Origin of the sequence: Streptomyces sp. MS191, assembly GCF_008042125.1 — a bacterium.
Taxonomy (GTDB): Bacteria; Actinomycetota; Actinomycetes; order Streptomycetales; family Streptomycetaceae; genus Streptomyces.
Map to the genome: position 1 here is coordinate 9,978 of NZ_RDBI01000054.1, position 14,616 is coordinate 24,593.

A 14,616-nucleotide genomic window follows, 5' to 3' on the forward strand; every position below is an offset into this window, starting at 1 on the left:
GAGCCGACGACCGCGACGCCGGAGACGACCACCGAGGGGGCCGGGACGCCCGGCGCCCCGACGCCGCCGGAGCCCGGTCCGCCGGCGGGCCGGGCCGCCGGTACCACCGCGCCTCCCGGGACCACCGGGCCCGCCCCGGCCGCCGGGACCCTGCCCCCCGGCGACGGGGGCGGGGACGGCGACCCGTTCGACCGGGACGACCTGCCCTCGGCCGCCGGCGCGACCGGGGCGCTGCTGCGCTCCCTGCTCTCCGCCCACCGGGCCCGGGTGGTCGTCTCCGGCGTCGCGGTCGTCGGCTCCGTCATCGCCGCGTGCTCCCTTCCGCGTTCCGGCCGCCCGCGTCGCTCCGGCCGCCGGCGCCGTCGTCGTGATCGTCGTTCATGTCGAGCGGGCCGAACGCGCCCGGCCCGGGTTCCGCGCCCGACATCAGCCAGGCGTACTCGGGGTGCGCGCGCAGCAGCTCCTGGTGGGTGCCCACCGCCGCGATCCGGCCCTCCGACAGGAGCGCCACCCGGTCGGCGAGCATGACCGTCGACGGGCGGTGCGCCACCACCAGCGCCGTCGTGTCGCGCAGGACCTCCCGCAGCGCCGCCTCCACCAGGGCCTCGGTGTGCACGTCCAGCGCCGACAGCGGGTCGTCCAGCACCAGGAAGCGGGGCCGGCCGACCACGGCGCGGGCCAGGGCGAGGCGCTGGCGCTGACCGCCGGACAGGCTCAGACCCTGTTCGCCGACCTGGGTCGCGGCGCCCTCGGGCAGCGCGTCGACGAAGCCCTCGGCCTGGGCCACGCCGAGCGCGCGCCCCAGCTCCGGTCCGCCGGCCGCGCTCCCCGCGCCCATCAGGACGTTCTCGCCGACGCTCGCCGAGAAGAGCGTCGGCTCCTCGAAGGCCACCGACACCAGCTCGCGCAGCCGTTCGCGCGGCATGAGCGTGATGTCCTCGCCGTCGAGGAGGATGCGGCCCCCGGTGGCGTCGTGCAGGCGCGGGACGAGCGCGGTGAGCGTCGTCTTGCCGCAGCCGGTGCCGCCGACCAGGGCGAGGGTCTCGCCCGGCCGGATGTGCAGGTCGATCCCGTCGAGCACGGCGGGTGCGCCGGCCGGGGCGTCCGGGTAGCGGAAGGAGACGTTCTCGAACCGCACCCCGTCGCGGGCCGGGGACCCCTCCCCGGCGGCCGTCGGGGCCGGCGCCGCGGCCTCCGCCGTCGGCGAGGCCTCCTCGGGCTCGTCCATCACCTCGAAGTACCGCTCGGTGGCGGTCGCCGCCTCCTGGCTCATCGCCAGCAGGAAGCCGATCGACTCCACCGGCCAGCGGAGCGCGAGCGCGGTCGACAGGAAGGCCACCAGCGTGCCCGCCGACAGCTCGCCGTCCGCGACCTGGACGACGCCCAGGACGAGGGCGGCGCCGATGGCGAGTTCGGGGAGGACGGTGATGAGCGCCCAGATCCCGGCCAGCAGCCGGGCCTTGGCCAGCTCCGTGCCGCGCAGCCGCTCCGCCAGGTTCCGGAAGGCCAGCGTCTGGCTGCGGTGGCGGCCGAAGCCCTTCACGATCCGGATGCCGAGCACGCTCTCCTCCACGACCGTGGTCAGATCGCCGACCTGGTCCTGGGACCGGCGGGCGACGACCGCGTACCGGTTCTCGAAGAGCGAGCAGAGGATCACGAGCGGGACGACGGGGGTGAGCAGCACCAGGCCGAGGGCCCAGTCCTGGCCCAGCAGCAGGACGTAGCCGGCCAGGATCGTCACGCCGTTGACCAGCAGGAAGGTCAGCGGGAAGGCCAGGAACATCCGGACCAGCATCAGGTCGGTGGTGCCGCGGGAGAGCAGCTGCCCCGAGGCCCACCGGTCGTGGAAGGCGATCGGCAGCCGTTGCAGGTGCCGGTACAGGTCGGCGCGCATCCCCGCCTCGACCCCGGCCAGCGGCCGGGCCACCAGCCAGCGCCGGAAGCCGAAGAGCACCGCCTCGGCGACGCCGAGGAGCAGCAGGTACAGCGCGCCGAGCCACACACCGCCCGGGTCGCCCGCAGCCACGGGCCCGTCCACCATCCACTTCAGGACGAGCGGGATGACCAGCGACAGACAGGAGGCGACTATCGCGACGACGGCGGCGGCGAACCAGCGCACCCGCACCGGTCGTACGTAGGGCCACAGACGCGACAGCGTCCGCACGGCCGAGCGGTCGGGGGAATCCTTGGCAACTGCATCTTCTCCGGGCATCAGGTCCGAGCCTAGGGTTCACCTCTGACAACACTCATCCGGTTTTTCTCGCCCGGCCCGAGGTCGTCGAGCGGCCGGCCGAAGAGCCCGGCCCCTCCGCCCCGGCTCTTCGGCCGGCCGCTCGACGACCTCGGGCCGGGCGAGAAAAACCGGATGAGTGTTGTCAGAGGTGAACCCTAGGCTCGGACCTGATGCCCGGAGAAGATGCAGTTGCCAAGGATTCCCCCGACCCCCGGCCGCGCCGCCCCGGAGTCGTAGTCGCGGTCAACCGATCGGTTGACCGCGTTTCGAGCGGGACGGACGATGTCCGCCGGGCACGCCCCCGGCCAGGCTGGGGGCATGCCAACGATCGAAGTTCAGGGCCTGCACAAGGCCTACGGCGGCCGGAAGGTCGTCGACGGCGTCTCGTTCGAGGTCGCCGAGGGGGAGATCTTCGGGATCCTCGGGCCCAACGGGGCGGGCAAGACCACGACGGTCGAGTGCGTCGAGGGGCTCCGGGTCCCCGACGCCGGGACCGTGCGGGTCGGCGGGTTCGACCCCGTCTCCCAGCACGACGACGTCACCCGGATCCTCGGGGTGCAGCTCCAGGAGAGCGAACTCCAGGCCAAACTGACCGTCCGGGAGGCCCTGGAGCTTTACGCCTCCTTCTACGAACAACCCGCCGACTGGCGCGGGCTCGTCGAGCGGCTGGGACTCGAAGGACAGCTGACGGCACGGTTCGGGAAGCTCTCCGGCGGCCAGAAGCAGCGCCTCTTCATCGCGCTCGCCCTCGTCGGCAACCCCCGGGCCGTCGTCCTCGACGAACTGACCACCGGGCTCGACCCCCGGGCCCGCCGCGACACCTGGTCCCTGATCGAGGACGTCCGGGCGCGAGGGGTGACCGTCCTGCTCGTCACCCACTTCATGGAGGAGGCCCAGCGCCTCTGCGACCGGATCGCCGTCATCGACAAGGGGCGGGTCGCCGCACTCGACACCCCCGCCGGACTGATCGGCCGGGCCGCCGTCTCCAAGGAGATCTCCTTCGCCGCCGAGACCCCGCTGGACCCCGCCGAGCTCCGGGCGCTGCCGCAGGTCGCCGCCGTGGAGACCCGCGACGGCCGGACCGTCGTGAGCGGCACCGAGGCCACCGTCGGCGCCTTCGTCTCGCTGCTCGCCCGCCGCGCCGTCACCGCCCACCAGCTGCGCGTCGCCGACGCCACCCTCGACGACGCCTTCCTCGACCTGACAGGAGCCGACGACCGATGAGCACCCGAGCCACCACCATGGTGCTGAAGACCGAGGCCCGGCTGTTCTCCCGCGAACCCGGCGCGCTGTTCTGGGTGATGGTCTCGCCCACCGTCCTGCTGGTCATCCTCGGCCTGATCCCCTCCTTCCGCGAGGCGTCCGCCGACCTCGGCGGCCGCCGCGTCATCGACCTCTACGTCCCCGTATCCGTCCTCTTCGCCCTGATCATGTCGGGCCTCCAGGCCATGCCGCCGGTACTCGCCGGCTACCGCGAACGCGGCGTCCTGCGCCGGATGTCCACCACCCCGGTCCGCCCCGCCGCGCTCCTGACCGCCCAGATCGTGCTGCACGCCGTCGCCGCGCTCGCCTCCGCCCTCCTCGTCGTCGCGGTCGGCCGGCTCGCCTTCGGCGTCCGGCTGCCGGAGAGCCCGGCCGGCTACGCCCTCGCTCTCCTGTCGGCCGTCGCGTGCGGCCTCGCCCTCGGCACCGCCGTCTGCGCGGTCTCGCGGAACCAGAAGATCGCCACCGCGATCGGCTCGGCCGTCTTCTTCCCGACGATGTTCACGGCCGGCGTCTGGGTCCCGGTCCAGGCCATGCCGGATACCCTGCAAAGGATCGTCCAGTTCACCCCGTACGGAGCGGCCTCTCAGGCGCTCGACGCCGCCACGGCCGGCGGCGGGCCCGGCGGCGCCGCGCTCGGGGTCATGGCCCTGTGGGCGGTCGCGCTGATCGCCACGGCGGTCCGCCGGTTCCGCTGGGAGTGACGGCGGTGACGGCGGTGGGGGAGGGAGCGGGAATGCCGACGACGGTCGAGGAACGCTGGCAGCAGTTCTTCCGGTGGGGCCCGTACGGCCTGCTGGCGGTGGCCACGGTCCTCTCCGGGGCCGCGGCCGAGGCCGTCATGAGCGGCACGGAGGCGGCCGTGGCCGCCGTGCTCGTCGCCGCCGCCGCGGTCCTCCAGCTCGGCTGGGACGCCCACCGGCGCCGCGCCGGCCTCGTGGCCGGCCCCGAAGCCGCCGGCCCCGAAGCCGGTCCCGCCCCGGCCGAGGCGCCCGCCGCGCAGGCACCCGGCGCCGCCTCCCTCGGGTACTTCGTGCTGCGCACCGCCCTCGCGTTCGCGCTGACCTGGCTCAACCCCTTCTTCGCGGTCTACGCCTGCATCGGCTACTTCGACACCGCCCACCTGCTGCCCCACCGGCTGCACCGGGCCGGGTTCCTCGCCACCGCCGTCATCATGGCCGGTTCCCAGTCCGGCGGCCTGCCGCCCGCCACCCTCCTCAACTGGGTCGCCTTCGGGGGCCTGTTCGCGCTCAACGCCTGCCTCGTCCTGGTCTTCGCCCACCTCGGGGCGAAGGAGGCCGAGAGGGCGGCCGAACGCGCCGCGACCATCACCGAACTCGCCCGGACCAACGCCCGCCTGGAACAGGCGCTGGCCGAGAACGCCGCCCTCCAGGCCCAGTTGCTGCTCCAGGCCCGCGAGGCCGGGGTCGCCGACGAGCGGCGCAGGCTGGCCGCCGAGATCCACGACACCATCGCCCAGGGACTGACCGGCATCATCACCCAGCTCCAGGTCGTCACCGCCGCACCCGACCCGGACGTCGCCCGCGTCCACCTCCAGCGCGCGGCCGACCTGGCACGGCACAGCCTCGGCGAGGCGCGTCGCTCCGTGCAGAACCTCGGACCGGTGGCCCTGGAGCACGACCCGCTCCCCGAGGCGCTGAGGAAGACCGTCGGCGGCTGGTCCGAACGTACCGGCATCGCCACCCGGTTCACCGTCACCGGCACCGAGGAGCCCCTGCACGAGGAGGTCGCCGCAACCCTGCTGCGGATCGCGCAGGAGGCCCTCGCCAACGCCGAACGCCACTCCGCCGCCTCCCGGGCCGGCGTCACCCTCTCCTACATGGGCGACGAGATCACCCTCGACGTGCGGGACGACGGCCGAGGCTTCGACCCGGCGGCCCTGCCCGCCCGCGGCGGGACGGGCGGCTTCGGGCTGGACGGGATGCGCGCCCGCACCGAACGCCTGGCCGGGTCGCTGTCGTTGGAGACCCGTCCCGGCGAGGGGACCGCGATCTCCGCCCGAGTACCGTTGGTACGCCATGGCTGACACCATCACCCTCCTCATCGTCGACGACCATCCCGTCGTCCGCGACGGCCTGCGGGGCATGTTCACCGCAGCCCCCGGCTTCGACGTCCTCGGCGAGGCGTCCGGCGGGGTCGAGGCCGTCGAGCTCGCCCTGCGCCTCGACCCCGACGTCGTCCTGATGGACCTGCGCATGCCCGGCGGCAACGGCGTGGACGCCATCGCCGCCCTCACCGCGCGCGGAGCCCGCGCCCGGGTCCTGGTCCTCACCACGTACGACACCGACACGGACACCCTGCCCGCGATCGAGGCGGGCGCCACCGGCTACCTCCTCAAGGACGCGCCGCGCGAGGAGCTGTTCGCCGCCGTCCGAGCCGCCGCCGAGGGCCGCACCGTCCTCTCGCCGGCCGTCGCCTCCCGGCTGATCTCCCGGGTCCGCACCCCGGTCGCGCCCGTCGACGGGACGCTCTCCGGACGGGAACGGGAGGTGCTCGAACTCGTCGCCAAGGGCACCTCCAACCGGGAGATCGCCGCCGAGCTCTTCATCAGCGAAGCCACCGTGAAGACCCATCTGACGCACATCTATGGCAAGTTGGGGGTCAAGGACCGGGCGGCCGCGGTTGCCTCGGCGTACGACCGAGGCATCCTGGGCCGCAACTGACCCACGTGCGACGCGACTCGGGGGAGTCATGGACGTCCACCACTTCAGCACCGACGCACTGGACCGGGCCGAGCGCTTCGGCCGGTGGCACGACATGACGGCCGCTGCCCTGATCCCGACCGTCATGCACAGCGACCACGCGGCGGACTTCCGCGCCGAGGCGCACGTCCTCGACCTGGGAGCCGTCCAGGTCACCGCGATGCGGTACCCGCCGATGACGATCGACCGCACCAGCCGGCTGATCAGCCGCGCCGACCCCGGCTACTTCCAGCTCTCGCTGACCCTCAGCGGCGAGATGTGGCTCTCCCAGGCGGGCCGGGAGACCGCCCTCACCGCGGGGGACCTGCTGGTCTACGACTCCTCGCAGCCCTTCCACGGCGTGACGCGGATCGACGACGGACGGCTCGGGCACATCGTCGCCCAGTTCCCCAAGGCGCTGCTGCCGCTGCCCCCGCGCGAGGCCGAACGTCTCGTCGCCCTGCGGATGGCGGCGGACTCCGGCTTCGGCGCGATGCTCGCCCAGTTCCTGGTCCGCCTCGCGGGCGACGGCGCCTCCTTCAGCCCGTCCGACGCGCCCCGGCTGACGACCGTGCTCCTCGACCTGCTGGCCGGGACCGCCGCCCAGCGGCTGGACGCGCGGGCGGCCCCCGAGCCGGAGAGCCGCCGCCGGGCCCTCTTCCTGCGCATCCAGGACTTCGTGCACCGGCACCTCGCCGACCCCGGCCTCACGCCCCGCACGATCGCCGCCGCCCACCACATCTCGGTGCGCTACCTCCACCGCCTCTGCCAGGAGCAGGGTGTCACCGTCTCCGGCTGGATCCGCGACCGGCGCCTGGACCGCACCCGCCGCGAACTCGCCGACCCGGCCCAGCGGCGGACCCCGATCCACGACATCGCGGCCCGCTGGGGCTTCCGCCACCCCGCCGCCTTCAGCCGCGCGTTCCGGGCCGCCTACGGCTGCTCGCCGAGCGAGTACCGGGAGTGCGCCCAGCGTCAATGAGGTGTGCGCTCCCGGCCAACGACGGCGGCGGACACGGCCGCCGAGACTGGTCGGGCACGCGGTCCGTCCACGGGGGACGGTCGAGCGGTTCGCGTGCGGGTGCCCCAGGCGTGCGGACCGGCTCCCGGCCCGCAGGGGGAAGCACCACCCCACCCCCGTACCGGCCACCGCCGTCGCGCCGCGGTGGCCGGTACGGGGGCTCGGAGCCGTCGCCTCCGGGCGCGACCCGCCTCACGCCCCCACTCGCAGCAGCACCACCGACCTGCCCTCCACCCGCACCCGCTCGCCGCCCCGGTGCACCGTGCCCGGGGCGCGGGTCTGGTCGTCCAGGGAGGTGTCCAGGACCAGCTCGTACGACTCCGCCCACGGCGGGCCCGGCAGGAGGTAGTCCACCGGGCGGGTCCCGGCGTGCAGGATCGCCAGGAAGCTGTCGTCGGTGACCTGGGCGCCCCGCGCGTCCCGGCCCGGGATGTCGCGGCCCGACAGGTACAGGCCGAGCGTGGCGGCCGGGGCGTACCAGTCGCCCTCCGTCATCTCCTCGCCGTCCACCGTGAACCACGCCAGGTCCCGCAGTCCGTCCGCGGCCTGCGGGCGTCCGGAGAAGAAGGCGCGGCGGCGCAGCACCGGATGGCGGTGGCGCAGGGCGAGCAGCCGGCGGGTCAGGTCGAGGAGACCCCGCCGCCCGGGGTCCTCCGGCAGCGACCAGTCCAGCCAGCTCGTCTCGTTGTCCTGGCAGTAGGCGTTGTTGTTGCCGCCCTGCGTGCGGCCCATCTCGTCGCCGGCGACCAGCATCGGCACCCCGGTCGACAGCAGCAGCGTCGTCAGCAGGTTGCGCAGCTGACGCAGCCGCAGGGCGCCGGTCTCCGGGTCGTCGGTCTCGCCCTCGGTCCCGCAGTTCCAGGCCCGGTTGTCGTTCGTGCCGTCCCGGTTGCCCTCGCCGTTGGCCTCGTTGTGCTTGTGCTCGTAGGTCACCAGGTCGCGCAGCGTGAAGCCGTCGTGGGCCGTGATGAAGTTGACGGACGCGTACGGCCGCCGCCCGCCCCAGGCGTACAGGTCGCTGGATCCGGACAGCCGGTAGCCGAGGTCGCGGACGTCGGGCAGGGCGCCGCGCCAGAAGTCGCGCACGGCGTCGCGGTAGCGGTCGTTCCATTCCGTCCACAGCGGCGGGAAGGCGCCCACCTGGTAGCCGCCGTTCCCCACGTCCCACGGTTCCGCGATCAGCTTGACCCGGCGCAGCACCGGGTCCTGGGCGATGACCGCGAGGAACGGGGACAGCATGTCGACGTCGTGCATCGAGCGGGCGAGTGCCGCCGCCAGGTCGAAGCGGAAGCCGTCGACCCCCATCTCCGTCACCCAGTACCGCAGCGAGTCGGTGATCAGCCGCAGCACCTGCGGCTGCACGACGTGGAGGGTGTTGCCGCAGCCGGTGTAGTCGGCGTAGCGGCGGGCGTCGGACTGGAGCCGGTAGTAGCCGCGGTTGTCGATCCCCTTCAGCGACAGCGTCGGGCCCAGCTCGCCGGCCTCCGCGGTGTGGTTGTAGACCACGTCGAGGATGACCTCGATGCCGGCCTCGTGCAGTGCCCGCACCATCCGTTTGAACTCGCCGACCTGCCCGCCGGCCGACCCGGAGGACGAGTAGCCCGCGTGCGGGGCGAAGTAGCCGATCGAGTTGTAGCCCCAGTAGTTCCGCAGCCCGCGCCTGAGCAGATGGTCCTCGTGCGCGAACTGGTGCACCGGCAGCAGCTCGACCGCCGTCACGCCCAGCCGGACGAGGTGTTCGATCGCGGCCGGGTGCGCCAGCCCGGCGTAGGTGCCCCGCAGTTTCTCCGGGATGCCCGGATGGAGCCGGGTGAAGCCCTTCACGTGCAGCTCGTAGATGACCGAGTCCGGCCACGGGGTCTTGGGTCTGCGGTCGTCCCGCCACTCGTCGTCGGGACCGTCGTCGTGGACGACGACCCCCTTCGGCACGTGCGGCGCCGAGTCGCGTTCGTCCCGCACGGTGTCCGCCACCTGCTGCTGAGGCCAGTCCCGTACGTGCCCGTACACCTCCGGCGGCAGCGCGAAGTCGCCGTCCACCGCCCGGGCGTACGGGTCCAGGAGCAGCTTCGCGGGATTCCAGCGGGCACCCGTCCACGGGTCCCAGCGGCCGTGCACCCGGTAGCCGTACCGCTGGCCCGCGCCCACCCCGGGCACGAAGCCGTGCCAGATCTCGTGGGTGAGCTCGGTCAGCGGCAGCCGCCGCTCGGTGCCGTCGGCGTCGAAGAGACAGAGCTCGACGGCCTCCGCCCCGCCGGCCCACAGGGCGAAGTTCGTGCCCGCCACCCCGTCCGGGCCGACCCGGCAGCGGGCTCCCAAGGGCGTCGGTGTGCCCGGCCACACCGACGGCCCGCGCCGTTCCACGACGGCGGCGGGCCGCGCTTCGGCGCGCGCCCCGTCCCGTACCGCCTCCTGCTCGGCTGCGCTCGACACCTGTCCGGCCTCCCGCGGCTCGTCGGGCCCCGTGTCCGAGAAAGGCATGCGGCGTCCCGGCCGCGGCTTCCCGCACGTGGTCCTCCCACCTGTTCTGCCCGAAGTGCCGCACTCCCAACATGACCCGCACGCACGTTTCCCCTGGAGGGTGGCTGTCGTTGGGCCGGGCGTGAAACACGTACTGAAGCGGGCGAGGGCCGGTGCGGTGATCGCCCTGGCGGCGGCAGGACTGGTGGCCGGACTGGTGGGCTGCACCGATACGGACGGCGACGGCGGTGGTGGAGGCGGCGGCGGGGGCACCGGCGTGTCCGTGCCGGGGAAGGCGCGGGCGCCCGGCGACGTCATCCGGATCAGCCCGGAGGACGGCAGCCGGGCCGTACCGGCGGACGGGCCCATCGAGGTGAAGGTGGACAGCGGCCGGCTCGAACGGGTGAGTGTCGTTCAGGTCGAGGACGCCCAGCGGGCGGAGGTGCCCGGCGAGATCAGCGCGGACGGGCTGCGCTGGCGGCCCAGCAGCGGTGCCCGGCTCACGCTGTCCGCCAAGTACAGCGTGGACGCGGTGGCGGTCGACGGGCAGGGCCGGCGCTCGGCCCGGCACACCACCTTCACCACGGTCGTCCCCGAGCGGCGCTTCATCGGCTACTTCAAGCCGGAGAACCGTTCCACGGTCGGCACCGGGATGATCGTCTCCTTCGGCTTCAACCGGCCGGTCGAGAACCGGCAGGCGGTCGAACGGGCCATCCGCATCACCTCGGACCCGCCGGTGGAGGTGGTCGGGCACTGGTTCGGCAAGGAGCGTCTCGACTTCCGGCCCGCCGAGTACTGGAAGCCCGGCACCGAGGTGACCGTCGACCTGCGCCTGCGGGACGTCGAGGGCGCGCCGGGGGTGTACGGGATCCAGGACAAGACGGTCGGCTTCACGGTCGGGCGGTCCCAGGTCTCGGTGGTCGACGCGGCCGAGCACACCATGGTGGTGCGCCGGGACGGCGAGGTGCTGGCGACGGTGCCCATCACGGCGGGGGCGCCGAAGACCACGACGTACAACGGGAAGATGGTGGTCACGGAGCTGTACGACGTGACGCGGATGGACGGCCGGACGGTCGGCTTCGGCGGTGAGTACGACATCAAGGACGTGCCGCACGCGATCCGGCTGACCGACTCCGGCACCTTCCTGCACGGCAACTACTGGGCCGACGAGTCCACCTTCGGCTCGGCCAACGTGAGCCACGGCTGTGTGGGCCTGCGGGACGACAAGGGCGGCAGCCCCGACTCCCCGGCGGGCTGGTTCTTCGACCGGACGCTGATCGGCGACGTGGTCGAAGTGGTCAACTCCCGTGACCGGAAGGTGGCTCCCGACAACGGCCTCGGCGGATGGAACATGGACTGGGCGCAGTGGAGGGCCGGCTCCACCCTGCGCTGAGCCACGTCTCCCCTCGCCGACCTGCGTCTTCCGTACGGTTCTCCGGGCGCAACTGGGACTGAACGGTGACATTCACGAGGATCTTTCGTGTCCGACGGTGTGGTTATCTAGCGCCGTGCGCGCGGAACGATGCGCGCGGGGGTGCGGGCGTGGCGTGGCCAGGCCGTGCGAGGGGAGACGACCATTGAACGGGCAGCCGATATCGGGGGCATCGGCCGGAACCGCGGGACGGCCGCCGGCCCGGCGGCGTGGGGGACGCCTGCAGGCGCTGGCGGTGGGGGCGTTGCTGCTCGCGCTGACGGCGTGCGGCGGCGGTGACCCCGCCGGCGGCAAGGGCGGCGAGGACGCGGGCTCGCAGGGCGGTGGCAAGCAGGGGAACGCGGCCTCGCAGGCGGTCGTGACGATCGTTCCGAAGGACGGCGCCGACGCGGTCGCCACCAGCGGCGTCCTCAAGGTGACGGCGGAGCAGGGCAAGCTGACCACCGTGACGGTCGCCGACTCCAAGGGCACCGAGGTCGAGGGCAGGATCGCCGCCGACGGTGCCAGCTGGCAGCCGGTCGGCCACCTGGCCGCCTCGACCCAGTACAAGGTCCACGCCGTCGCGAAGGACTCCGAGGGCCGCGAGTCGGCGAAGGACATCTCCTTCACCACGCTGGTCCCGAAGAACACCTTCATCGGCCACTACACGCCCGAGGACGGTTCGACCGTCGGCGTCGGCATGCCGGTCTCGATCAACTTCACCCGGGGCATCACGAACCCCGAGGCCGTCGAGAAGGCCGTCAAGGTGACGGCCGAGCCGGCGGTGGAGATCGAGGGCCACTGGTTCGGGAACGACCGGCTGGACTTCCGCCCGGAGAAGTACTGGGCCGCGGGCACCAAGGTGACCGTCGAGTTCAACCTCGACGGCGTCGAGGGCCGCCCGGGCGTCTACGGCAAGCAGAAGAAGAAGATCACCTTCACCATCGGCCGCCGCCAGGTCTCCACCGTCGACGCGAGCGCCAAGACGATGAAGGTCGAGCGCGACGGCCGGATCATCAAGACCCTGCCGATCACCGCGGGCGCCCCGTCGACGACCACGTACAACGGTCAGATGGTCATCAGCGAGAGGTACAAGGTGACCCGGATGAACGGTGCCACCGTCGGCTTCGGCGGCGAGTACGACATCAAGGACGTGCCGCACGCGATGCGTCTGTCCACCTCGGGCACCTTCGTCCACGGCAACTACTGGGCCTCGGCCGGCACCTTCGGCTCGGCCAACGTCAGCCACGGCTGCGTCGGCCTGCGCGACGCGCGCGGCGCGGGCGACAGCTCCACGCCGGCGGCCTGGTTCTTCGACAGCTCGATCATCGGCGACGTCGTGATCGTGAAGAACTCGAAGGACAAGCAGATCCAGCCGGAGAACGGCCTCAACGGCTGGAACCTGGCCTGGTCGGAGTGGACCGCGTAATCCGCTGACGGCGGTGGCCGACCGAGGGACCCGGTGCTGTGACCAACGGCACCGGGTCCCTCGTCGTTAACGGCCGCTAACCTTCCCTCCATGACTGTGAACCTCGAAGTCGCCGAAGGCGTCGGTGTCATCCGCCTCGACCGCCCTCCGATGAACGCCCTGGACATCGCCACCCAGGACCGGCTGCGCGAGCTCGCCCAGGAGGCGACCGACCGCGACGACGTGCGGGCCGTGGTGCTGTACGGCGGCGAGAAGGTGTTCGCGGCCGGTGCGGACATCAAGGAGATGCAGGTCATGGACCACGCGGCCATGGTCAAGCGGTCCCGTGCCCTCCAGGACTCCTTCACCGCGATCGCCCGCATCCCCAAGCCGGTCGTCGCCGCCATCACCGGCTACGCCCTCGGCGGCGGCTGCGAGCTGGCCCTGTGCGCCGACTACCGGATCGCCGCCGACAACGCCAAGCTCGGCCAGCCCGAGATCCTGCTCGGCCTGATCCCGGGCGCGGGCGGCACCCAGCGGCTGTCCCGTCTCGTCGGCCCCTCGAAGGCCAAGGACCTCATCTTCACCGGCCGGATGGTCAAGGCGGACGAGGCGCTCGGACTCGGCCTGGTCGACCGCGTCGTCCCGGCCGCCGAGGTCTACGAGCAGGCGTACGCCTGGGCCGCGAAGCTCGCCCAGGGGCCGGCGATCGCGCTGCGCGCCGCCAAGGAGTCGATCGACCAGGGCCTGGAGGCGGACATCGACACCGGCCTGGCCATCGAGCGCACCTGGTTCGCCGGTCTCTTCGCGACCGAGGACCGCGAGCGCGGCATGCGCAGCTTCGTCGAAGAGGGCCCGGGCAAGGCGAAGTTCGTCTGAGTTCCGGCCGGGTGGGGGCGCGCGGCGCGGGTGCTTCGTGCGCCCCCCATGCGCCCCGGCCTGCTCCTGGCATATGCCGATCGAAATCCCCGGAATTGTCGATTCCGGACGAGCGATTACGCCGGAACGGCCCCCGCGCCGGGCCCGGTCCGGCCATGATGGGGGCATGGCGGGCCTGGAGGGTACGGAACAGCCGCGGCAGCACGGGGGTGCGACCGCCGCTCGGTGGGTCCCGGCCGTCGAGGACGAACGGGCCCTGAAGGCCATGGAGTTGTACGGCAACCCGGCCGAGGAGGATGTCCGGCTGCCGTCCCGCCCCGAGTCCGCCGCCATCGCCCGCAGGCTCGCGCAGTGCGTCGTCCTGCGCCACTGGGGGCTGACCCCGCAGATCGCCGAGCACACCGTCCTCCTCGTCTCCGAGCTCGTCGGCAACGCCGTCCGGCACACCGGCGCGCGGGTCTTCGGACTTCGCATGCTGCGCCGCCGCGGCTGGATCCGGATCGAGGTGCGCGACCCCTCGCGCGGGCTGCCGTGCCTCATGCCCGTGCACGAGCTGGACGTCAGCGGCCGCGGGCTCTTCCTGGTCGACAAGCTCTCCGACCGCTGGGGCGTGGACCTGCAGCCGCGCGGCAAGACCACCTGGTTCGAGATGCGCGTCTCCGACCGCTGACCCCGCTCCGGCCGCCGACGCCCCGTCGCCCGCACCCGCGGGGCCGCGCCCCGGACGCACAAAAGCCCCCGTCCGCCGTGGTGAGGCGCGTGGGGGCTTCTGTGTGGAGCGCCGTGGACCGGAGGGGGTGTGATCCACGGCGGCTGAGGCGACCTGGCCCGGGTCAATGGGGGTCGTGTCCCCGACTATGGCAGACAGGGAGCCGTACCGCCAAAAGTCCCTACCCGGATAAAACGGGCACTATATGGACGTTTCGACGGTGAATCGTTGGTGATGCTGAGCACTCACCTTGTAAATGGTGAATAAGTATGGCGTTCATCGGTTGTTTCCATGAGCGACACGACCGGAGCGATCCATGATCGCGATCTGCAAACGTCCTGAATTGGCCTAATCGTAATAATTCGGACAGAACGCCTCTTAAATGGTCCCGTGCATCTGACCGACCGCCGCGGCGGCGCAGCATGCGAAGTCCGAAGACCCGCGCGCCGGTGTGCCGGACGGCGTTGCCGACGAGCTCGGAGACGAGGAGGACGGTGTGCTCGGCGATCTGCGGGGTCAGCCCCCAGTGGCGC

General features: G+C 72.8%; 12 protein-coding genes and 1 pseudogene. 9 read left to right on the forward strand and 4 right to left on the reverse strand.

Translation table 11 applies throughout. The features are described from left to right. Both EAO71_RS38255 and EAO71_RS23090 read right to left on the reverse strand, forming a co-directional pair. The coding region (locus EAO71_RS38255; protein WP_410094002.1) for a hypothetical protein at positions 1–305 on the reverse strand (305 nt) is incomplete at its 3' end. Then, complete coding sequence (locus EAO71_RS23090) at positions 302–2,212, reverse strand: ABC transporter ATP-binding protein (RefSeq protein ID WP_147979741.1); 1,911 nt, start codon at positions 2,210–2,212, stop codon at positions 302–304. The genes EAO71_RS23090 and EAO71_RS38255, both read right to left, overlap by 4 nt. 339 nt (positions 2,213–2,551) lie before the next feature. On the opposite strand from EAO71_RS23090, the gene EAO71_RS23095 reads away from it, so the two are divergent. The 5 genes from EAO71_RS23095 to EAO71_RS23115 are packed head-to-tail and all read left to right on the forward strand — an operon-like array spanning position 2,552 to position 7,180. After that, positions 2,552–3,457: an ABC transporter ATP-binding protein gene (locus EAO71_RS23095; protein WP_147979742.1), complete on the forward strand. Its 906-nt coding sequence runs from the start codon at positions 2,552–2,554 to the stop codon at positions 3,455–3,457. Beyond that, complete coding sequence (locus tag EAO71_RS23100; RefSeq protein ID WP_147979743.1) at positions 3,454–4,200, forward strand: ABC transporter permease; 747 nt, start codon at positions 3,454–3,456, stop codon at positions 4,198–4,200. The genes EAO71_RS23095 and EAO71_RS23100 overlap by 4 nt, the downstream gene beginning before the upstream one ends. Before the next feature lie 32 nt (positions 4,201–4,232). Beyond that, positions 4,233–5,543: a sensor histidine kinase gene (locus EAO71_RS23105; RefSeq protein WP_147979744.1), complete on the forward strand. Its 1,311-nt coding sequence runs from the start codon at positions 4,233–4,235 to the stop codon at positions 5,541–5,543. Beyond that, positions 5,536–6,180, forward strand: a complete 645-nt coding sequence (locus EAO71_RS23110; protein WP_147979745.1) for a response regulator — start codon at positions 5,536–5,538, stop codon at positions 6,178–6,180. Before EAO71_RS23105 ends, EAO71_RS23110 begins: the two co-directional genes overlap by 8 nt. Positions 6,181–6,208: 28 nt before the next feature. After that, entirely contained in the window at positions 6,209–7,180 is a 972-nt protein-coding gene (locus EAO71_RS23115; protein WP_147979746.1) for an AraC-like ligand-binding domain-containing protein, read from the forward strand. Positions 7,181–7,411: 231 nt separating this feature from the next. On the opposite strand, the gene glgX is transcribed toward EAO71_RS23115, so the two are convergent. Further along, positions 7,412–9,649 (reverse strand): glycogen debranching protein GlgX, encoded by a 2,238-nt coding sequence (gene glgX, locus EAO71_RS23120; RefSeq protein ID WP_147980015.1) that lies wholly within the window; start codon positions 9,647–9,649, stop codon positions 7,412–7,414. Positions 9,650–9,818: 169 nt separating this feature from the next. On the opposite strand from glgX, the gene EAO71_RS23125 reads away from it, so the two are divergent. The 4 genes from EAO71_RS23125 to EAO71_RS23140 all read left to right on the forward strand — a co-directional run bounded on the left by EAO71_RS23125 (position 9,819) and on the right by EAO71_RS23140 (position 14,044). Further along, positions 9,819–11,069, forward strand: a complete 1,251-nt coding sequence (locus EAO71_RS23125) for a L,D-transpeptidase (protein WP_147979747.1) — start codon at positions 9,819–9,821, stop codon at positions 11,067–11,069. 184 nt (positions 11,070–11,253) lie between these two features. Further along, positions 11,254–12,516, forward strand: coding sequence for a L,D-transpeptidase (locus EAO71_RS23130; protein WP_147979748.1), 1,263 nt, complete (start codon positions 11,254–11,256; stop codon positions 12,514–12,516). A 90-nt stretch (positions 12,517–12,606) separates the two neighbouring features. Next, on the forward strand, positions 12,607–13,374 hold the full coding sequence (locus EAO71_RS23135; protein WP_147979749.1) for an enoyl-CoA hydratase/isomerase family protein: 768 nt from the start codon (positions 12,607–12,609) through the stop codon (positions 13,372–13,374). A gap of 166 nt (positions 13,375–13,540) precedes the next feature. After that, positions 13,541–14,044 carry an ATP-binding protein gene (locus tag EAO71_RS23140; protein WP_187282796.1) on the forward strand — a complete coding sequence of 168 codons (504 nt, stop codon included), beginning with the start codon at positions 13,541–13,543 and terminating at the stop codon, positions 14,042–14,044. A 409-nt stretch (positions 14,045–14,453) separates the two neighbouring features. Here EAO71_RS23140 and EAO71_RS39075 read toward each other — a convergent pair. Then, positions 14,454–14,616 (reverse strand): annotated as a pseudogene (locus EAO71_RS39075) (ATP-binding protein); the annotation flags it as partial.